Below are 21452 nucleotides of genomic sequence, written 5' to 3' on the forward strand. Positions count from 1 at the left end.
CTAATCTATTTCTTTAATCTTTTGACTATAATCTATTACTTCTTTTAAAGCTGAATTTTCCATTAGATCTGGATCTGTCTTTACAAGTTGTCTTGCCACATTTTGGGCAACAACCATTGTATTATAATCATTAACTAAATCTCCTAATCTAAATTCAGGAATACCAGATTGAGCCTTTCCAAACAAATCACCTTGTCCACGCAGCTTTAAATCTTCTTCAGATAATTTAAAACCGTTACTTGTCGAAGAAATTATTTCCATTCTTTTCTTACCAATATCAGTTTTTGGATCAGCTACAAAATAACAAAAGCTTTCAGTCTTTCCTCGCCCAATTCGGCCACGCAATTGATGTAACTGACTTAATCCAAAACGGTCAGCATCAAAGATTACCATCATATTTGCATTAGGGACATCTACACCAACCTCAATAACACTAGTTGCTACTAGGATATTTATATCGCCTTGCGAAAATTCTGTCATAATTTGATCTTTTTCTTCACCATTCATTTGTCCATGCAGTAAAACAACTTTTTCATGGTTAAAGTAAGATTGTAACTTTAGACAAAGTTCTTTGGCATTTTTTAAATCAATATTTTCAGATTCTTCAATTAAAGGCGTTACTACATAAATTTGAAATCCTTGACTCAATTGTTCTTTCATCTTAGCTAAAACTTGATCAAGATGTGAACTAGTTATCCATGCTGAAACAATCGGCTTTCTCCCTGCTGGCAAATGACGAATTTCAGATACATCCATTTCCCCATATGCAGTTAAGGCTAGTGTACGAGGAATTGGCGTAGCAGTCATTGCTAGTAAGTCAGGATTTTCACCTTTAATCATTAATTTTTGACGTTGATTAACACCGAAGCGATGTTGTTCATCAATAATAACCAAACCTAATTTCTTAAATTTTAAACCTGGTTGAATCAAGGCATGAGTTCCGATTACTACATTGAGGGTTCCATCAGCCAATTCACGATAAATTTCACGTTTTTCCATTGTTTTCGTGCTAGAAGTCAACAAAGCTATTCGCACACCAAATGGTCGCAACAATTCATCAATCTTTCCAAAATGCTGGTTAGCTAAAATTTCAGTTGGCACCATCAACGCTGCTTGATAACCAGCAGTAATTGCAGCATAAATTCCAAAAACAGCTACAACTGTCTTTCCACTACCAACATCCCCCTGCAAAAGCCGTCTCATTTGTCTTTTTTGATGTAAGTCAGCAAAGAGCTCATTAATAACCTTTTTTTGGTCGGCACTTAGCTCAAAAGGTAAAGTATTCGTCAACTTTTTTATTTCATTTAAATCATACTTTTTAGCCGTTCCTAATCTTCCCTGTGGCCTCATTGTTAAGAGAGCTAATTGTACCTGAAAAATAAAAAACTCCCTAAAAATTGCACTTCGCTTCGCCAACTTTGCTTCATTAGGACTTTTAGGTTCATGCATTTTCTCAACCAATTCTTGGTCATTCATCAAACGGTACTTTTGTCGAATTTCTTCTGGAACAATATCCATTAATTCCTGTTTTTGAGCAAGTGCTAACTTAATTAGTTCAATTAACTTCTTTTGCTTAATATGGCGATTTACTGGATAGACAGGACTAAGACTGGATTTTTCACTTTTAGCTGCCACAAATTTAAAGCCCGATAAACTTTGCTTAGCAAGATTATACTTCCCATAAACTGCCACTTCTTTACCAACTTCTAGCTGACTTTTAAGCCATGGTTGGTTAAAAAAATTGACCATGATAATATCATGGTCAATTCTGAGTTTAAAGCTTAATCGACTTTTTTTGTAACCAAATCGACTAACAAAAGGCTCAGTGGCGATTATTCCTTTCAAAAGCACCTTTTGACCATCATTCAATTGATCTAGTGGAATCATCTCTAAATCGTCATAACGATATGGAAAATAGAAAAGTAAGTCATAGATACTATAGATTGACAAACTTTCTAACGCAGCGGCCGTTTTCGGCCCGACCCCTTTTAGCCTAGTGACTGGTTCAAATAAGTTATTTAGCATTTTTCTATTCTACTGAAACTAAGAATGAGTAAACTGGTTGACCACCATCATGAATTTCAAATTCTAAATCATCATGGCTTTCTTCAAGTTTAGCTTGAACTTCCTCAGCTTGCTTTTTATTACTATCACGCCCGTAAATAATTGTTACGATTTCACTATCTTCATCGAGCATTTTTTCAATCATTGCGCAAGTTGCATCAATTAAATCTGGCTTATCAATTTCAATGTTACCGTCAATAATTCCCATAAAATCATCTTTATGAATTTCAACATTATTGATATTAGTATCACGAATAGCACGTGTTACTTCACCAGAAACAACCATACTTGCTTCTTCGTTCATTGCTTCGACATTTTCTTCAACACTAGCATCTGGATTGAAAGCTAACATAGCTGTTAATCCTTGAGAAATAGTCTTAGTTTGAACAATACCAACAGGAATATCACATACCTCAGCTGCTTGTTTAGCTGCCATGATAATATTTCCGTTATTTGGCAAAATAATTGCCTTACTTGCTCCAGACTTCTTGATTGTATCAATGATGTCTTGAGTAGATGGGTTCATAGTTTGTCCACCTGAAATAATTCGGTTTACACCACCACTTTCAAATAATTGGCGTACACCATTACCTGAACAAACTGCCACCACAGCAAAATCAACTTTTTCTTCTTCTTTAGCTGCTTCATCAACAATTGTTTCATGTTGAATTCTCATATTATCAATTTTAATTTTGCCTAATTCACCAAATTGTTGCCCATAAGTAAATACTTCACCTGGATGTTCAGTATGAACATGGACCTTAGCAATTGTGTCATCAGATACAGCTAATAATGAATCACCTAAAGTTGATAAATGCTTTCTAAATTCTTCCAAATCAAAAGGCTTCTTACCTGGAATATCTTTAGTTAAGTCAACCATTATTTCAGTACAATAGCCATTCTTAATATCCTTAGTAGAAAGCTTACTTTGTGATTGCTCATGAGTTGCACTCATCATTTGATCCATTTCATCAATGTCAGGAGTATACACATCAGAGAAGTTTTCTCCAAGTAAACCTTCTAAAAAGCCTTCATAGATGAAGAGCAAACCTTGACCACCAGAATCTACAACCCCAACTTCTTTCAAAACAGGCAATAAATCTGGAGTAGTCTTTAATGCGCGCTTAGCTCCTTCAACAATCGCTTTCATAACTACTTCAACATCATCACTATCATTAGCAGCATTTTTACCATCTTCAGCTGCTACACGTGCAACGGTTAAAATAGTTCCTTCAACAGGCTTCATAACAGCTTTGTATGCTGTAGCAACACCATTTGAAAAGGCATCAGCTAATTCTTGGGCATTTAAGGTTTGCTTGCCAACAGTTGCTTTATACATACCACGGAATAATTGTGAAGTAATAACTCCACTATTTCCACGTGCTCCCATCAACATCCCTTTGGCCAAAGCTTCAACTAATTCACCAACACTTGTACTTTGACTTTCACTAACAGCGCGTGCGCCACTTTCCATTGTCAAATTCATGTTAGTACCAGTATCGCCATCAGGAACTGGGAAAACATTTAAATTGTTGACATATTCTTTATTTTTACCCATACGGTGAGTAGCAACTCTCACCATATCTCTAAATTGTTTACTTTCGATTACAGTTAATACCAATTTAACTCCTCCGGTAAGCGTTATTCATCAAGAACCTTGACGCCTTGGACAATCACGTTTACAGATTTGGTCTGAATGCCAAGTTGTTGTTCCAAATTATATTTAACACTATCTTGTACATTACGACTTACCTCAGAAATCTTGAGGCCATAGCCAACAATTATGTAGACATCGACAGTGATTCGATTATCAACCGATTTGACAACGACGCCACGCTTATAGTTGGCACGATTCAAAATTTCATTAACTCCATCACGGATGGCATTTTTTGAAGCCATCCCGACGACACCATAATTAGCAGTTGCAGCAGAGCCAACAACGGTTGCAATTACACCATTAGTTACATCAATTAGGCCATGCTTGGTCTTAATTTTAACTGCCATATTATTTTCCTCCGTTCTCAAATTGGGTAATACGAATGTATTTTATCATAGTAAATACAATAATCAAATTAGTACAGATTATAAAAATAGAAAAAATTGATTTTCTATTGCAATTATATCCTAGCTTTGCTATATTATTAAAGTGTTACTTATAACAAGTAAAGGAGGTTTAGCAAATGGCAAAAGATTTTGTTACTGGCAAAAAGACTACTTTCGGCAACAAGCGTTCTAAAGCTTTGAACTCTACCCGTAGAGCTTGGAAGCCAAACCTTCAAAAAGTGCGCATTCTTGTTGACGGTAAGCCAAAGCGCGTTTGGGTATCAACTAAGACTTTGAAGTCTGGTAAAGTTACTCGCGTTTAATAATTTTAATAATTAAGCTTAATTATGCAAAAAAGACCAAGGAATACCTTGGTCTTTTTTGTTTTTAACTTTAAAGATTTGCAAAGCGGTTAAGATCTTTACTATAAATTACAGCAATTGTCCCTTTTTCAAAATAAAGTTCTACTGACTTATCAGCAACAAACTCATTAGAAGCAAAAGATACCGGGTATGCTGATGTATAGTTCTCTAATGGGTATTTTGCGCCTCGTATTGAAAGATTTTTAACTTCAGTTAAATTGACTATCCCTAAATATGAATAGCCTTCTAATGGCTTAATATGATGTTTTCCAGGTAAAAATAATCTAATTACATTTTGACGATCAATTAAAGTTACCTTAGGAGCATAAATTTGAAACTCTGGCTTTAAAAAGGTAAATAAATTAACTAAAAAATGATCTAATCTACCACCAGTGGCACCATAAATTTTTAAGCTAGTTAAATGATAATTTTCAAAAGCAGTTTTTATCATCAATTCCGAATCAGTTAAATCTTTTACTGGATTGGAATAACGAATATCTTTCACTACTTTTTCAATTTTGGCTAGTTCAGCTTTTTTTAAAGAATCAAAATCTCCGACTGCAACATCTGGAGTCAAGCCTTTTTCAACCAAAAACAAACTACCACGATCAACACCCAACAAAAATTTGTTGTTATATTTTAATTCATTAAAAAAGCCTTCAGGTATTAGCTCAAGTGGTCCTCCTAATAAACTAATGCCCTTCATTTAAAATGCCTTCTAATTTTCTAATTTGACTAGCAATATCACCATTTTTAAAAATATATGATCCGCAAACCAAAATATCCGCTCCTGCTTGAGCAGCTAATGGGGCTGTTTTATCATTAATTCCTCCATCAACTTCAATTGGAATATTTACACCAGCCTCGTTTGTTAATTGCTTGAGTTGAGCAATTTTTTCAGCTGTTTCTGGTATATATTTTTGCCCACCAAAACCAGGATGAACACTCATCAATAATACTTGTTTTAATTTTTTTAAATATGGCTTTAAAGAAGCTACATCTGTTTCCGGATTTAAAACCAGCCCTGCTTTAACACCATTACTTGCTAAATAATCTAACCAATAATCCACTTTATTAGTTGCTTCAAAATGAAATTCTAGCAAATCAGCTCCTGCTTGAGTAAAAGCTGGAATTGTTGTTTCTAAGTTATTACTCATTAAATGAACTTCTGCTTCAACTAATGGAAACTCGCGCTTAAAGTCCTGCACAAGTTGTGGGCCATATGACAAATTAGGTACAAAATGCCCATCCATAATATCAATATGGAATCTTGTAATACCGGCTTGAGTTGCTTTTTTTATATCTCTGCCAAGATTTAAATTGTCTGCATTCAAAATTGATGGTGAAATAATCATATTTTTCCTTCATTTCTTTTATAATCCTTAGCTTTATTTTAGATATTCTGGTAATCTTTGGTCTTCAATTTCTGTTCGAAGTGCTAAATAATCATCATATCTAAATTGAGCAATTTTTCCCTCAGAAAGCAAAGCTTTCACTTCACATTTGGGTTCATGAATATGTTGACAGCCTCTAAATTTACAAAATTGGCTAGCCTTGTTAAATTCAATAAAATAATTTTGTAATTCTTTGATTTTAATTGGTCCTAAATCAATTGCGGAAAATCCTGGTGTATCAGCAATAAAACCATCAGAATAAGCAAAGAGTTGTACGCTTCTAGTTGTATGCTTACCACGGTTTAAACTTTTAGATATCTCTCCAGTATCTTGTCCAGCATCCTCTTTTAAAAAGTTTAATAATGTTGATTTGCCAGCACCTGATTGACCAGCTAAGGTCCAAATTTCATTATCTTTAATCAAAGACAATAAAGCCTGTTCTATCTTTTCTTTGTTACTAAAGACACGATAGCCAATTTCTTCATAATAATTTAAAGCTTTTTTTATAGTTTCAACTTGCTCATCAGTCGCAAGATCTGCTTTTGAAAGATAAATTGTTACTGGGACCCTTTGCCATGCAAAAAAAGTTAAAAATCTATCCAAAAGATTGACACTAAAATCTGGTTCAACCGCAGAAATAACTAATAAGACATGGCTAACGTTAGAAACAGCTGGACGACCAATCCGATTCTTTCGTTTAAAAACTTCAATCAAATAATTTGTGCCATGTTTATCAAGTTGAACTTTTACTAAGTCACCAACTTGTGGCTTTTCTTGTCTTTTGCGAAAAACGCCACGCGCCCTAGTTCGCACTAGACCGTTTGGCGTCATCACATCATAATATCCAGCAATTAAACTGATTACAATTCCTTCGGTAATCATTTAGTTACCCTTTCATTTGTTACAGTAGTTCCATCATTGACAACAATTAATGTTCCTGAGCCATTTTTTAGACTAAATGGAATATTTAAAGTTGTATTTTGAGTGATATAAAAATCACGATAAACATTAGTTATTTGATGATTGTCATCGGCAATATAAATCTGGATATGATTTCCATTACCATTATTGCCTTTACTTGAATCATAACTAATTGACACACTCTTATTAACGGAATTAGTATCGCTAGAGCTATCTGATGATGCTGAATCACTAGAAGCTGAAGAACTGTCTTGTTTTCCTTTAGATACAACAACTTCTAATGTATCTCCACGAGCCATCGTTACTCCTGCTGTTGGATTTTGTGAAATAATTAAACCTTTTTCAACGGTATCTGAATATCTTTCTTCCGTCTTTAAAGTTAAGCCATTTTCTTCAGCATAATCTTGCGCGCTCTTTAGAGAATACCCAGTTAAGTCTTTAACTTTAAATTGCTTAGGTTTAGCTTTTTTGCGACTTCCCTTAGAAACAACTATGACAATCGTCGTTTTAGCAGCATTTACACGCTCACCAGCCTCAATACTTTGACTCATGACATAATTTCGACTAATCTCAGTAGAATAATCAGTTTCTTTTTCAACTTTAAAGCCTAATTTTTCTAATCGTTTTTTGGCTTGAGTATAGTAAACCCCAACTAAATCTGGAACAGTAGTTAACCCGGCTCCTTTAGAAATAACCAAATCAACACTCTTGCCCTTTTCGATTGAATTTCCCTTTGTAGGTAGAGTTTTTATGACTTTACCTTTGGCAACTTTATCAGAATACTGATACTCTATCTCGCCTATTTTAAGGCCAGCTGCTTGAAGCGACTGCTTAGCCTGATTTTCATCGAAATCACTTACATCTGGGACTGTTGTTTGATTTGTTTTACTTAAAGCTAAAATAAGACAAATTAAAACAACAATAATTGCAAAAATTGAACTGAGTAGCCAAACTTTATGCTCTTTAAAAGTCTGCCAAAATTTTTTCTTCTTTGCTGGCTTTTGTTTCTTTTCTTCTTTTACATTTTTTAGAGCAGCATCTTCACTAGAAATAATTGTTGGAATAACTCGAGTTTCTTCTAAAGCTGGATTATGCGACGGTTTAAAGACCGGTTCATTAGCCCTTTCAGGATTAAGAGAGGTGTCCAAATCTGCTTTCATTGTCAAAACAGATTCATAGCGATCTCGAGGATCCTTTGCTGTTGCGCAAAGGACTACATTTTCCAAAGGTTGCGGTAAGTTAGGTACAATCTCTTTTAAATCAGGAAGTGGTTCTTTTAAGTGTTTTAATGCAATTGAAATAGCAGTTTCGCCACCAAAAGGCACTTTCCCTGCTAAAAGTTCATATAAAATAATTCCTAATGAATAAATATCGGATTGTTTGGTAACTAAACCACCTTTAGTCTGTTCCGGTGACATATAGTGAACAGACCCCATTGTAGAGTTAGTTTGGGTAATGGTACTTTGATTAAGAGCAACTGCAATTCCAAAATCAGCAATTTTGATTTTACCAGTATTCTCATCGATCAAAATATTTTCTGGCTTCAAATCACGGTGAATTACATTATGCTTATGAGCAAGAGCAACTGCACTTAGAATTTGATCCATGATTCTAATAACTTCTGTAAAGGGTAGTGGGTAATTATCATGCAAATATTGATGCAAATCTGGTCCCTTTATGTATTCCATTACCATATATGGAAGGCCTTGATCTGTATCAACATCAAGCACTGAAACAATATTAGGGTGACTTAATTCACTAGTTGCCATTGCTTCACGCGTAAAACGTTTCAAGGTTTGTGGATCACGTTGCAAATCAAGTCTTAAAACTTTAACGGCTACTTTTCTTTGTAAAATGATATCTTCGGCTAAATAAACATTCGCCATTCCACCTTCACCTAAGGTGTCCAAAATTTTGTAACGTTCGCCTAATAAATAGCCTTGAGTTATCATTTCTTGTCACCTGCCTTGCACAAAAGCAGGCAAACTGTTATATTATCTCCGCCACCCAACCGATTTGCCTCAGTGATTAATTTCTTGCATCGATCGTTTAATGACAAAGATTTGGTTGCCAAAATTTGGTGTATTTGGTCATCCTCTAATGAATTAGTCAAGCCATCAGTGCATAGTAAAATAATGTCATTTTCTTGAATGATGGGACGATTAAATTCAGGATTAATAGTGCTGGAGACACCTAAAGCCTGTGTAATAATATTTTTTTGTGGATGATTTCTAGCTTGTTCTTTGGTAATTTGTCCAAGTTTTACAAGTTCATTTACCAACGAATGATCTTCAGTTAATTGGGTAAACTTTTCTCCAGAATACAAATAAGCTCTTGAGTCACCTAAGTGAGCAATTAAAGCATTATTTTCAAAACAAATTGCCAAAACCACCGTAGTCCCCATTCCATTTAAATCTGGGAAACGATCAGCAGCGCGTAAAATAGTTTCATTCTCCAGTTTCAATTGGACTTGTAACCATTTCTTCGCCATTTCCGCTGTTACAAAATCGGTCTTCGCAAAGTCATGTCCCAAATGGCTAACTGCCATAGTAGAAGCGACATCTCCACCTTGGTGACCGCCCATTCCATCACAGACAACTGCCATTTTTATACTTTTTTGATTTTCATATACTTGAACAAAGTCTTGATTGGTCTTTCTAACACGACCAATACTTGATGCAAAAGCTGTTTCAATCAAAATACTTAACCTCTTAATTTCATTTTTGCAATAAAGAAGCCATCACTGCCATAAGTATCTGGTAAAATCTTCAAACTTTCTTTACTTTGAACTTTAGATAAAGTTATTGGCATTATTTCAAATTCTGGATGCTTCTTTAAAAATTCTGCTATAACTTGTTCATTTTCTTCAATTGTAATTGAACAAGTTGAATAAACTAATTCACCATTCTTCTTTAATAATTGGGCAGCACTATTCAAAATCCCCAGTTGAATTCTCGCTAAATTATGAACATCTTTCATAGTCTTATCATAGCGAATTTCTGGTTTTCTTCTTAATAGTCCAAGCCCAGAACATGGTGCATCAACTAATATTTTATCAAATTTAGTATCAGAAAAATGCTCTGCAGCTTTTCTAGCATCTAAAGCAAGAGTTTCAACTCGCTCATCAACATGCATTCTTTCGGCATATTTTTTGATTAAGTTAAGTTTCTTCTTATGAATGTCTAGACTTATCACTTTTCCTTGTGGCAAGTTTTCTGCTAATTGACTTGTTTTTCCACCAGGAGCTGCGCAGGTATCCAAAACATAATCATTTTCTTGTAAATCAAAGCAATCCACTACTAAACTTGCTGCCTCATCCTGAATTGTAATCTGACCTGCCTTAAATTCATCTGTATTGACAATACTATGATTAACTAAAAAGCAGTTATCTGCAAGGGTTGATTCAGTCAAAGAATATCCTTGCTTTTTCAAACTATTAATTATTTGCGTTTGATTTGCACCTTTAGCAATTCTAATACTATTTTCTGCTCGTTTATTTAAACTCGGCAAGATTTTTTCAGTACGCTTCAAACCCCAGTTCTTAATAAAATACTGAACCAACCATTCTGGCATACTCTCTTTTATGCTCAAAAAATGGACAGGATCTTTCGGACTAGGTAAGACTTGCCCACGTCTTAAAAAAGAACGTAAAATTCCATTTACCAAACGATAACCAGATGAGTTCTTTTTACCAAAGCTCTTAGCTAATTTATTAGCTTCATCAAGAACAGCTCGATTAGGTACTCGATTTAAGAAAATCAACTGATATACCGACATTAATAAAAGTGGCTTCAAATAATCTTCTTTTAGTTTAGTTCTAAGTAAATCTTTTAATTGATATTCCAAGAATAACTGATATTGAATTGTTCCATAAACTAATTGGGTAACAAAAGCCTGATCTTTTTGAGAAAAATTATTTTCATTTAGAGCATGACTTAGACTTAAATTAGAATAGCCTTTTTGCTTAAATACTTTTATCAAAGTAGCCAACGCTACAGCACGTGCTGAGTTAGTCATCAATAAATACTTCTCCTAGCTTCAAACTTGCACCTTTACCATTCATATAGTCACGGCCGGCCATTTTCTTTTTCCCAGTTGGCTGAATTTCAGTAAGATTGAGAACCGTATGATTAGCAAAACTTACCGCAAAACGCTTGTGATTATCTACTAAAGCCCCAGCAGGTAATTGGGTTGTTTCATTTGCTACTTCTGAAGACCAAACCTTCATTCTTTGACCATTAATCATTAAATAAGCACCCGGATCTGGATTTAAGCCACGAATCAAGTTATGAACTTGGCTTGCAGTCATATCCTTAGTTATTCTTTCTTGGTCTTTACTAATATTTGGTGAAAAGACTACCTTAGTGGTATCTTGTGCTTTTTTATCGCAACTACCATCAATAATGCTTGGTAAGGTTTTAAGGAGTAAATCACGACCTAAAATAGCCATTTTTTCAAATAAACTACCTGCTGTATCTTCTGGTGCAATTGGTAGCTTTTCTTGGGCATACATATCACCAGCGTCCATTTCCTTAACCATTTCCATAATAGTTACACCAGTTTCTTTATCTCCATTAATCAAAGAGTATTGAATTGGAGCGCCACCACGATACTTAGGAAGAAGTGACCCGTGGACATTTACCGCTGCAATTTTAGCACTCTTTAAAAATTTAGTCGGTAAAAACTGCCCATAAGCTGCTGTAATAATTAAATCAGCATGTAAATTAATCAAAGTATCAAGTTCTTCACTTCTTGGTAAACGAGCAGGTTGATAAACAGGTAAATCGTATTTTTGAGCCATCTCTTTAACAGGAGAAGAAGTCAATTTCTGTTTTCGACCTACTTTTTTATCCGGTTGTGTAACCACCGCCAAAACTTGGTAATTATCCTTTATTAAACCTTCTAAAACTGTCGCACCAAAATTTGGTGTCCCTAAGAAAATAACTGATGTCATATTCATCCCTCTTTCATTATGATATTCTTCCAGGTTGAGTATCAATATAAATATTTAAGCCATATTTTTGCTTTTCTTGAGCCAAATCTTGAATCTGATGAAGTAGCTCATTTAATTTAGGTTCACGTTTATATTTTACCAGTATTTGATAATAATATTGATTTTTAATTTTAGAAATTGCACTCGGAGTTGGTCCCAAAACAATTGTTGGAGCATGAAGATTGCGCATTAAAATTCTTTTAATAGCAAAGGCTTCTTTGGCAGCATTTTGTTCATTTTTTGAAGCAACTGAAATTAAATTTGTAAAGAAAAACGGAGGATAATTTCCCTGATATCTTACTTTCATTTCAGTTTGATAAAAAGTTTCATAATCCTGTTTTTGCGCTAATTTTATTGCATAATGGTCTGGATTATAAGTTTGAATCAAAACTTGCCCACTTTTTTCTGCACGTCCTGCTCGCCCAGCCACTTGAGTTAATAACTCAAAAGTCTTTTCGCTTGCATTATAATCAGGCAAATAAAGAGCCGTGTCGGCATTAATCACCCCAACTAAAGTTACATTCGGAAAATCAAGCCCCTTAGCAATCATTTGCGTACCTAGTAAAATATCTGCTTCACCTGCACCAAATTTATCTAATATTTCTTTATAACTCCCCTTACGTCTTGTAGTATCAACATCCATTCTTAAAATCCTTACACCTGGAAGAAGTTCGCTTAACTCTTCTTCGACTTTTTGGGTTCCAGTTCCTAAAAAGCGAATTTTGCTACTTTGGCAATTAGGACAACTATTTGGGATTGGTTGATGAAAACCACAATAATGACAAATCATTTGATTTGTATCTTTATGCATAGTTAAAGATAAATCACAATTAGGACATTGTAAAACAAATCCACAATCTCGGCAAAGCATAAAACTAGCAAAACCACGTCGATTGAGCAATAAAATTATTTGTTCATTTCTCATCAACTTTTCTTTAATAGCTTCAACAAGGTCAGTAGATAAATCAAATTGACTTCCCGCAAATTCTACCGACTTCAAATCAATAATTTTAACTTCAGGCAGGGCTTTTTGATTGGCTCTTTTTGTTAAACGCAATAATTCATAAACGCCTTTTTGAGCACGCGCACGACTATCAAGAGATGGTGTCGCACTTCCTAATACTAAAGGCGCATTGTGAAATTGACTTCTCCAAATAGCTACATTTCTTGCATGATATCGAGGTGTATCTTCTTGCTTATATGATGCTTCATGCTCTTCATCAATAATAATTAAACCAATATTACTTAATGGAGCAAAAATAGCACTCCTAGCTCCTACAACTACTCGAGCTTCACCGCGTCTAATTCTGCGCCATTCATCATATTTCTCTCCTTCTGATAAACCACTATGTAAAACTGCCACTTCTTTTCCAAAGCGGGCATTGACCTGGCTAACCATTTGCGGAGTTAAGGAAATTTCCGGCACTAACATTAAAGCATTTTTCCCTTTTTGTAATGCATTGCTAATGGCATGTAAATAGACTTCTGTTTTTCCACTTCCAGTTATTCCTTCAAGTAAATAAGTTTTTGCTTCGGACTTCTCAATACTTTTATTTATTTTTTGCAGAGCAGCTGTTTGTTCCTGATTAAGAATAACAATCTTTCTTTTAATATTTTTTGAAAATTCAGTCAAAGGATTTCGATATTGCTCAACTTCTTTAATTTTGAGTAAATCTTTTTTAACTAAAGTATTAATTGCTGAAAATGATAAATTATATTTTTTCAACTGCCCAGAATCAAAAGGAAATTGTTCAAAATGTTGGATTATAAATTGCAATAATTCAGCCTGTTTAACAGCATTTGAACGTAGACTTTGTTGAATTTCTTTGTAATCGGTGAGACTAGAGGTAAGATAATAAACTTTTTTTGTTTTTTCCTTAGCTTTATTTTCAACTGCATATTCAATTTTAGCCATATCCTTTTTTAGTAACTGATTAATTTGGGCAATTTCTTCTAAATCGGTCACTTTTGCTAAATCAATACTTTTTCCTTTAAAAATTTGTAACTCTTCAGCCTGCTTGGTTGTTGGAATTAAAATTTTTCGATATTTTGCCCTCATAACACTAGGAAGCATGGTTTGTAAAATTGAAATCCGATAAGAAAAAATAGTTTTAGCCAAATATGCTGATAATTCAACTAATTCCGGAGTTAAGGGAGCTTGTTCATCAACAACTAACAACAAGTCTTTCAATTTTCCTTGATATTGACTAGTTTTAGTTAAGCCTACAACGAAGCCTTGAACTTTCCTTCGACCAAAAGGGACAACAACACGGGACCCAGTTGTTAAATCTGCAATTTGCTCAGGGACTTGATATTCAAAAATTCGATCTGTCTGCTTAGCTGCAACATCTACAATTACTTGCGCTATCATATTTATTTTCACCTGCTAAAAAGACCCTCATCTTAGCGATGAAGGTCTAACTAATTAATCAATATTAGTTTTGTGATCTGGGTCAATAATTACCTTACCTGCAGCAATTTCTTCTAATGCTTGGCCAACTGACTTAGATGATTTAAATTTATCAAGTGCTGCTGGATTACCTGCTTCAAGCTCATGAGCTCTTTTTGAAGCTAAAACTGATAAAGAATATCTTGAATCAACTCTGTCTAATAATTTATCAATTGATGGATATGTAATTTTCATGTATTAGTCCTCCTCAACCATTTTACGATACGAATCAATTACTCGCTTAACACTAACATGCTCGGCTTCAACAATCGCTTTAATATGACTAACTGCATTTGCAACAGTATCATTGACTACAGCATAATCATAATCAGACATCATCATAATTTCGTTGCGCGCTTGTTTCATTCGATTTTGAATAACAGCCTCAGAATCTGTTCCTCGATGAACTAGCCGATGCTTTAATTCATGCAAATCTGGCGGTGTTAAAAAGATAAAAACACCATCAGGCATTTGTTCACGAACTTTTTGGGCACCGTTAACATCAATTTCAAGCAAAACATCTTTACCTTCGCTCAGCATTTTTTTAACTGGAGCTAGCGGTGTTCCATAGTAATTGCCTACATATTGATTATATTCAATAAGCTCACCTTGGTTAATAGCCTCTTTAAAACGATCAACACTCACAAAGTAATAATCTTTTCCATCTACTTCACCAGGACGAGGCTTTCGAGTAGTCATTGAAACTGAATATTCAAATGGAAATGCTTTAGTTTCAACTATTGCACTTTTTACTGTACCTTTACCAACACCAGAAGGTCCTGATAGAACCAATAATAAACCTTTACTTGCCATGATTGCTCCTAAAAATCATTAATAATTCTATATTGCACTAAACTAGCAGATTTTTCAAGTTTCACTCCTTTTTTCTCATAATTAAATAACAATCATTTCCAAACATATTTTCGATTTTTCCTTGATTTTTTAAACATTAGTTCGTATAATTTAATCAAACGATTGTTCGAGAGTAATTTATGATTTTCGAGTGCTTTTAGGAGATTGAGAATATGAAGAATTTACAACTTATTGGGAAAAATCTAGTAACTAAGACTTTTAACTTATTTGAAGATATTTTTGCTTATGACCAAGACCAACTTTCTATCATTGGACAAAAGCAGCATTATATTTTAGCTAATTTAAGCTATGCTTTATTGCACCGTAGTTATATTTTGTTGACACTTAAAGACAATACCAATATAATTGGGAAAATCATTAAGGTCGTACCTAATAACAAAATTATTGTAAAAAATGCTGATACTAATGCAATTAACATTGTTAATATTACTGATATCTTTCGAACTGATATTGCCTAAAAAAGCTGGAAAGTTTTCGCTCAAAAAAGCGCATCTTTCCAGCTTTTTTAAATTTTATTTTTCGTGACTTCTCTTAATTAAGTCAGCAGCATTTTGTTCTGCAGCTGCTGTAATATTGATTCCTGCCATCATCTGTGCAATTGCTTTTACGCTTTCTTGGTCATCAAGTATACGTACTTGAGTAAAAGTATTGCCATCTTCAACATGCTTTTCAATTTTGTAGCGCCAATCACTACTTGCAGCTACTTGGACAGAGTGTGTAATTGCAATAACTTGCTTTTGTTGCCCAATTGAATGCATTTTCTTCCCAATAGCTGCTGATACTCGTCCTGAAACTCCAGTATCAATTTCATCAAAAACCATCGTGCCAACAGGTTCAACTTTTGAGAAGATTGTTTTTAAAGCTAAAATCAATCGTGATTGTTCACCACCAGAAACAATCTTCACAAGTGGCATTAATTCCTCACCTGGATTAGGGGCTATATAAAATGCTACTTCATCAGTTCCTAATTCATTGAAGGTTTTCGATTGAACGAATCTAATTGAAAATCTTGCTTTCTCCATAAATAAATCAGCTAATTCAGAACGAATTTCTTTTTCAAGCTGTGAACTAGTCTTTTCTCTCATCTGATGAAGCTTTTGAGCTGAAGCTGCCATATTATCTTCTAACTGACTAATTTCTTTTTGAAGTTTATCTTCATCTAGACCACCCATTTCAAACTGACTGAGTTCCTTAGAGATTTTTTGATAGAAATTAAATACGTCTGATAAATCTGGGCCATACTTCTTTTTTAAATTATTTAAAGTATCTAGTCGATTAGTAACATATTGGAATCTTTCTTCATCAAAATCCAAGTTGTCCATTATATTACCTAATTCACTTCGACTATCTGATAAAGAATATACCCCATCAGATAATGACTGGGCCATATTCTTGAAGTCTGAACCATATTCTGCAAGTTCATCAGCAGCATTTTGAGCATTACCCAATAAAGTTGTCAATCCATGTTCATCATCATCAAATACTTGCATTAAATAATTTGCTGTTTCTGCAATTTTTTGATAGTTATTTAATTTTGAATACTCTTGTTCCAGCTTTTCATCTTCATCAATATCTGTTAAATCAGCAGAATCAAGTTCATCTTTTTGAAATTGAAGAATATCATGCCTTTGGGCTAATTCTTGAGCCCCTTTTTGCAAATGCTTTAATTTATTTGTTAATTCTACCCATTTTTTAAATAGACTCTGATATTTTTCAAGTTCTACTTTAAAAATAGCTCCTGCATACTCATCAACTAAGTCTATTTGCCGTTCTTGATTCATTAATATTTGTTGATCACTTTGACCATGAATATCAACCAAATATTGCCCTATTTGTGCTAAAACTGTAATCGTTGTTAATTGACCATTAATTCTAATTACATTGCGTCCCTTATTTGATAATTCTCTACTAATGATTAAATCATCACCATCTAAAGGTAACCCATATTCGGAGCATAGATTTTCAACTATTTGCTTTTGACTTTCCTCAAGCGTAAAGAGTCCTGTAACAACTGCCTTTTTTTCACCTGAACGAATCATTTCACTTTGAGCGCGGTGTCCCAAGAGAAGGGAAAGTGCATCAATTAAAATTGATTTTCCTGCACCAGTTTCACCAATCAAGACCGTCATGTTCTTCTTGAATTTGATTTTCAGATTTTTAATAATTGCAAAATTCTGAATGTCTAATTCAACTAACATTATTCTTTCTCCTTTATAGCTGATTTACTGCAGCATTAATTACAGACTTAACATCGCCATCCCATAAAAGCTGACTAGGATTTGCAAGATTTTTTCGAAGGTGAATTAAAAATTCAATATTTCCCTTTCCACCTTTAATAGGAGAATAGTCAATCCCCAGAACATCAAAGCCAATTTCCAAAGCTTTATCAATTGTATGCTTAATAACAGCTTCATGTACATTATGATCCCGAACTATTCCATTTTTTCCAACATGGTCAGGTCCTGCTTCAAATTGTGGCTTAATTAAGCAAACAGCATCACACTGATCCTTTAAGATGTCAAACATTGGTGGCATAATCAAATCTAATGAAATAAAAGAAACATCAGTCATTGCAAAATCCGGCAAGCCCTCAGTAAAGTCGGCTGGCTTAGAATATCTAAAGTTTTGTCTTTCCATTACAATAACTCTTGAATCATCTCTAAGCTGCCAAGCCAATTGGTTATACCCCACATCAAGAGCATAAACTTTTTTTGCCCCACTTTGCAGTGCAACGTCGGTAAACCCACCTGTTGATGCACCAATATCAAGACATAATTTATCAGTTAGATCAATATCAAAAACTTTTAAGGCTTTCTCTAACTTAAAACCGCCTCTAGAAACATACTTTTGGCCATCATCTTTAATATAAAATTTTTCATCTTCTGGAAACTTTTCTCCAGCTTTATCAATCCTCTGATGTAAATGGTCAGTCACTAAGCCGGCCATAATGGCCCTTTGAGCTTGAGAGCGAGAATTGAATAACCCTTGCTTGAATAAAATTATATCTGCACGTTCTTTAGCCATTACAACACCTTTTTATATAGGTTTAAGAATCCTAATAACACTTCACTATTTAAGTCAGTCAAATTATTTTTCGCCGCTAAAATTAATTCTTGTAATTCTTTTCGACTTTCATCAATCCCTAACAAAGTTAAAGTATTATTTTTGCCTTCTTCTTCATCCTTATGAGTTGCCTTACCAGCTTCTTGACTTGTTTGAACAACATCAACTAAGTCATCATAAATTTGATATGCACGGCCAAAATTGGCACTAAAGTCGACTAATTTTTTACGAGAAAGATCATCTGCTTTGGCATAAATAGTTGCAATTTCAACACTGGCTTTTATTAAACAACCAGTTTTCAACCATTCCATTCGATTAATAAAATTATTATCTTCTTTAACAGCGTCATTATTAGTTGAATCAATATCTAAATATTGTCCACCTGCCATTCCATTAGGGCCGATTGCATTTGCCATAACAGCTACCATTTCAGCATTTTCAGCACTAGCAATCCATTCTAATCCCATTGGCAACAAAGCATCTCCTGCTAAAATAGCCTCTGCTTCACCCCATTTTTTATGACTAGTGAGCATTCCACGACGATAATCATCATTATCCATTGCTGGTAAATCATCATGAATTAAAGAATAAGTGTGAATTAACTCGATTCCACAAGCAACTCGAATTTCTTTTTCGGTAATTTCTTTTCCAAGTGAAATTAATGTTGCCAAAAAAAGCAATGGTCGTAATCTTTTACCACCTGCCATCACTGAATAAGCCATAATTTGACTAAATTTCTTATCTTCAATTTCACTAGATAGATGCTGTTCAAGATAATGATCAATAATTGGTTGATATTTTTGATAAAAGTTTGTAAAGTCTGTCATTTTATTCCTCTGGTGCAGCTGCATTTTGTGGATCTAATTCATGTTCAGTACCATCTTTGTCGATCAATTTTGCAACTGTTTCCTCTGCTGCTGTTAACTTCTTTTCCAAGTCTCGGCTAATCTTTACACCAGCCTGAAATTGTTCCAAAGCTTCGTCCAATGGGACATTACCATTTTCAAGATTATTAACAATTTTTTCGAGATCTGCTAATTGTTCTTCAAAATTATTTTTTTTACTTGGCATCTTCATTATCCTCTACTTCTAAAATCTTAGCCTTGGCCTTGCCATCTGCAAAATGCAAATTTAAGACCTCATCTTTTGCAATATTTTTAGTCGACATTATCGTCTTTCCAGCTTGGTCAGTTGTATAAACATACCCACGACTTAACACCTTTAGCGGACTAATGTCTTCAAGAGTTTGAACTTGTTGTTGAAAGGCTATCCGCTTATCTTTTAAAAGAGTTTTAATTGCATTAAGCAACCTTTGATTCAAATAATCATTACTTTGCTTGGTCCGTTCAAGTAATCTCTTAGGACTTTGGGCTAATAACTTTTGCTCGCTAATTTTTAGATTTTGTCGATTGTTTTGCAAAATCACCTTTATAATTTGCATCAATCTCCCAGTTAATTGATCAACACTTTGTACTTGTTGGTCATATAACCGCATTGGTTCACGCATAATAGGCGAGTTTTGAATTCTTAGTAAAGCCTGTTTACGTTCACGAATACATGCTTGCATACTGGTTAGAAGTCTACTTTGCAGTTGGTGCAAACCTGCCAATTCATCGCTTAAATTAGGTGTTGCATACTCTGCAGCAGCTGTTGGAGTTGCTGCACGTACATCAGCAACTAAATCACATAAGGTTGTGTCAGTTTCATGCCCCACTGAACTAATAACAGGCATAGGCATACTATATACTGAGCGAACTACTATTTCTTCATTGAATGGCCATAAATCTTCAAGAGATCCACCACCTCGTCCAATAATCATTACATCATATTCACTAGCCCGCTCTTTAATTTGGTTCATAGCATTTACTAAGCTTTCGGCAGCAGTATCTCCCTGAACTTGCGCAGGGAAAAGATCTATTTCAGCATGTGGAAAGCGTCGATTAGCAGTTACCATAATATCGTGAATAACTGCTCCTGATGCACTGGTAACAACTGCAATTTTATCTGGAAAGCGTGGTAATTTCTTTTTATGTTCAGCAGCAAAAAGTCCCTCTTTAGATAACTTATCCTGTAATTGACGCAATCTTTCATACAGCTCACCCAAACCAGCTGGCTCCATCGTTTGAGCATAAAATTGATATGTGCCTTGTGGTGGATAAACGCCAATATAACCACTTACATAGACTTTCATACCCTCTTCAGGCTTAAATTTCAACTTTTCAAAAGCAGAACGGAACATTACTACGCTGATTTTTGCTTTTTCATCTTTTAATGAAAAATATTGATGGGAATTTCTGCGATAGCGAAAATTTGATAATTCACCTTTCAAAAATACTTGATGTAAATAAGGATCGTTCTTAAATTTTAAATTGATATAGTAATTTAAATCAGAAACAGATAAATATTTATCATGATTTTCCATTTTGTCTCCTTGTCAATGCAACAACTTGTTGCATTAAACTCTCAACAGTTAACGGACCAACACCACCTGGAACTGGTGTAATATAACTAGCCCGCTTTTTGACATTATCAAAATCAACATCTCCGACCAAATGGCCATCAATCCGGTTTATCCCAACGTCAATAACAACTGCTCCTTCTTTTACCATATCTGCAGTAACTAGCTTAGCTTTTCCTACTGCAGCAACTAAAATGTCAGCTTGCTTGGTTAACTCTGTTAAGTTCTTAGTATGGGAATGGGCTAAAGTTACAGTTGCATTTCTTTCAAGTAACAATGCAGCCAATGGCTTTCCAACAATATTACTTCTACCAATGATAACGGCTCTTTTACCATCGAGTGAAATCTGATAATGATCTAATAAATCAATAATTCCACAAGCTGTTGCAGGTTTAACAAAATGAGTCCCCTGCCATAAACGCCCCACATTTGCAGCGGTTAGTGCATCAACATCTTTTTCCGGATTAATCGCTTCAATTAAGTGATCTGAATTAATCTGATCTGGGACTGGAAGTTGAACCATCACACCATTAATTTGGGGATCATTATTTAACTTTTGGATTAAAGCTAAAGCTTCTTCTTCAGTGGTTTCTGCAGGTAATTGAAAAATTTCTTGATCGATTCCTAATTTTTCAGCTCTTCTTTTTTTCGCTCTAACATAAACTTTACTTGCGGGATCGTCACCAATATTAATTACACAAAAATGTGGCTTTATTCCGTTGATAGACATTGCTTTAACCTTTTCTTTAATTTCTTCAGATAAAGTATTGGCTAATGTCTTTCCATCTAGTATTTCTGCCATCAACTATATCTCCTTAACAAAAAATGCCGG

21 protein-coding genes are annotated in these 21452 nt (G+C 34.4%); 2 read left to right on the plus strand and 19 right to left on the minus strand.

The genetic code is table 11. The features are described from left to right. Genes recG through ETI37_RS00175 form a run of 3 tightly spaced genes read right to left on the minus strand, consistent with a single transcriptional unit; the run spans position 1 to position 4068 of the window. Positions 1 to 2025, minus strand: coding sequence for an ATP-dependent DNA helicase RecG (gene recG, locus ETI37_RS00165; protein ID WP_006586912.1), 2025 nt, complete (start codon positions 2023 to 2025; stop codon positions 1 to 3). 4 nt (positions 2026 to 2029) lie between these two features. After that, positions 2030 to 3685, minus strand: a complete 1656-nt coding sequence (locus tag ETI37_RS00170) for a DAK2 domain-containing protein (RefSeq protein ID WP_006586913.1) — start codon at positions 3683 to 3685, stop codon at positions 2030 to 2032. A gap of 20 nt (positions 3686 to 3705) precedes the next feature. After that, complete coding sequence (locus ETI37_RS00175) at positions 3706 to 4068, minus strand: Asp23/Gls24 family envelope stress response protein (protein ID WP_006584909.1); 363 nt, start codon at positions 4066 to 4068, stop codon at positions 3706 to 3708. A 176-nt stretch (positions 4069 to 4244) separates the two neighbouring features. Here ETI37_RS00175 and rpmB point away from each other — a divergent pair, with 176 nt between their 5' ends. Next, positions 4245 to 4430, plus strand: a complete 186-nt coding sequence (gene rpmB, locus ETI37_RS00180; RefSeq protein ID WP_006586914.1) for a 50S ribosomal protein L28 — start codon at positions 4245 to 4247, stop codon at positions 4428 to 4430. 70 nt (positions 4431 to 4500) lie between these two features. Here the strand turns inward: rpmB and ETI37_RS00185 are convergent, their stop codons facing one another. Genes ETI37_RS00185 through gmk form a run of 10 tightly spaced genes read right to left on the minus strand, consistent with a single transcriptional unit; the run spans position 4501 to position 15039 of the window. After that, complete coding sequence (locus ETI37_RS00185) at positions 4501 to 5175, minus strand: thiamine diphosphokinase (protein WP_006586915.1); 675 nt, start codon at positions 5173 to 5175, stop codon at positions 4501 to 4503. Beyond that, positions 5162 to 5824 carry a ribulose-phosphate 3-epimerase gene (gene rpe / locus ETI37_RS00190; protein WP_006586916.1) on the minus strand — a complete coding sequence of 221 codons (663 nt, stop codon included), beginning with the start codon at positions 5822 to 5824 and terminating at the stop codon, positions 5162 to 5164. The genes ETI37_RS00185 and rpe overlap by 14 nt, the downstream gene beginning before the upstream one ends. Positions 5825 to 5857: 33 nt before the next feature. Beyond that, positions 5858 to 6745, minus strand: coding sequence for a ribosome small subunit-dependent GTPase A (gene rsgA, locus ETI37_RS00195; RefSeq protein ID WP_006586917.1), 888 nt, complete (start codon positions 6743 to 6745; stop codon positions 5858 to 5860). After that, positions 6742 to 8736, minus strand: coding sequence for a Stk1 family PASTA domain-containing Ser/Thr kinase (gene pknB, locus ETI37_RS00200; RefSeq protein WP_006586918.1), 1995 nt, complete (start codon positions 8734 to 8736; stop codon positions 6742 to 6744). The genes rsgA and pknB overlap by 4 nt, the downstream gene beginning before the upstream one ends. Then, positions 8733 to 9482, minus strand: a complete 750-nt coding sequence (locus tag ETI37_RS00205) for a Stp1/IreP family PP2C-type Ser/Thr phosphatase (RefSeq protein WP_006586919.1) — start codon at positions 9480 to 9482, stop codon at positions 8733 to 8735. Before ETI37_RS00205 ends, pknB begins: the two co-directional genes overlap by 4 nt. 5 nt (positions 9483 to 9487) lie before the next feature. Continuing rightward, positions 9488 to 10801: a 16S rRNA (cytosine(967)-C(5))-methyltransferase RsmB gene (rsmB, locus tag ETI37_RS00210; RefSeq protein ID WP_006586920.1), complete on the minus strand. Its 1314-nt coding sequence runs from the start codon at positions 10799 to 10801 to the stop codon at positions 9488 to 9490. Then, positions 10794 to 11738, minus strand: a complete 945-nt coding sequence (gene fmt, locus ETI37_RS00215) for a methionyl-tRNA formyltransferase (protein WP_006587362.1) — start codon at positions 11736 to 11738, stop codon at positions 10794 to 10796. Before fmt ends, rsmB begins: the two co-directional genes overlap by 8 nt. A 16-nt stretch (positions 11739 to 11754) precedes the next feature. Next, positions 11755 to 14148: a primosomal protein N' gene (gene priA / locus ETI37_RS00220; protein ID WP_006586922.1), complete on the minus strand. Its 2394-nt coding sequence runs from the start codon at positions 14146 to 14148 to the stop codon at positions 11755 to 11757. A 54-nt stretch (positions 14149 to 14202) separates the two neighbouring features. Then, a complete protein-coding gene (gene rpoZ / locus ETI37_RS00225) occupies positions 14203 to 14421 on the minus strand; it encodes a DNA-directed RNA polymerase subunit omega (protein WP_006586923.1) in 219 nt (72 codons plus the stop codon). 3 nt (positions 14422 to 14424) lie between these two features. Further along, positions 14425 to 15039 carry a guanylate kinase gene (gmk, locus tag ETI37_RS00230; RefSeq protein ID WP_006586924.1) on the minus strand — a complete coding sequence of 205 codons (615 nt, stop codon included), beginning with the start codon at positions 15037 to 15039 and terminating at the stop codon, positions 14425 to 14427. A 212-nt stretch (positions 15040 to 15251) separates the two neighbouring features. On the opposite strand from gmk, the gene ETI37_RS00235 reads away from it, so the two are divergent. Next, the gene (locus ETI37_RS00235) at positions 15252 to 15557 is read left to right on the plus strand and encodes a hypothetical protein (RefSeq protein ID WP_006586925.1); all 306 of its coding nucleotides are present in this window, start codon (positions 15252 to 15254) and stop codon (positions 15555 to 15557) included. A 54-nt stretch (positions 15558 to 15611) separates the two neighbouring features. Here the strand turns inward: ETI37_RS00235 and recN are convergent, their stop codons facing one another. From recN to ETI37_RS00265, 6 genes are read right to left on the minus strand one after another with little or no spacing between them, the layout of a single operon-like run. After that, entirely contained in the window at positions 15612 to 17297 is a 1686-nt protein-coding gene (gene recN, locus ETI37_RS00240) for a DNA repair protein RecN (RefSeq protein WP_006586926.1), read from the minus strand. 13 nt (positions 17298 to 17310) lie between these two features. Further along, positions 17311 to 18123 (minus strand): TlyA family RNA methyltransferase, encoded by an 813-nt coding sequence (locus ETI37_RS00245; protein ID WP_006586927.1) that lies wholly within the window; start codon positions 18121 to 18123, stop codon positions 17311 to 17313. Continuing rightward, entirely contained in the window at positions 18123 to 18989 is an 867-nt protein-coding gene (locus tag ETI37_RS00250; protein WP_006586928.1) for a polyprenyl synthetase family protein, read from the minus strand. The genes ETI37_RS00245 and ETI37_RS00250 overlap by 1 nt, the downstream gene beginning before the upstream one ends. 1 nt (position 18990) lies before the next feature. Then, positions 18991 to 19233 carry an exodeoxyribonuclease VII small subunit gene (locus ETI37_RS00255; RefSeq protein WP_006587363.1) on the minus strand — a complete coding sequence of 81 codons (243 nt, stop codon included), beginning with the start codon at positions 19231 to 19233 and terminating at the stop codon, positions 18991 to 18993. Continuing rightward, complete coding sequence (gene xseA, locus ETI37_RS00260; RefSeq protein ID WP_006586930.1) at positions 19223 to 20584, minus strand: exodeoxyribonuclease VII large subunit; 1362 nt, start codon at positions 20582 to 20584, stop codon at positions 19223 to 19225. The genes ETI37_RS00255 and xseA overlap by 11 nt, the downstream gene beginning before the upstream one ends. Beyond that, a complete protein-coding gene (locus tag ETI37_RS00265; RefSeq protein WP_006586931.1) occupies positions 20571 to 21422 on the minus strand; it encodes a bifunctional methylenetetrahydrofolate dehydrogenase/methenyltetrahydrofolate cyclohydrolase in 852 nt (283 codons plus the stop codon). The genes xseA and ETI37_RS00265 overlap by 14 nt, the downstream gene beginning before the upstream one ends. Positions 21423 to 21452: the final 30 nt, after the last annotated feature.

The organism is Lactobacillus mulieris, assembly GCF_007095465.1.
GTDB classification, from domain to species: Bacteria; Bacillota; Bacilli; order Lactobacillales; family Lactobacillaceae; genus Lactobacillus; species Lactobacillus mulieris.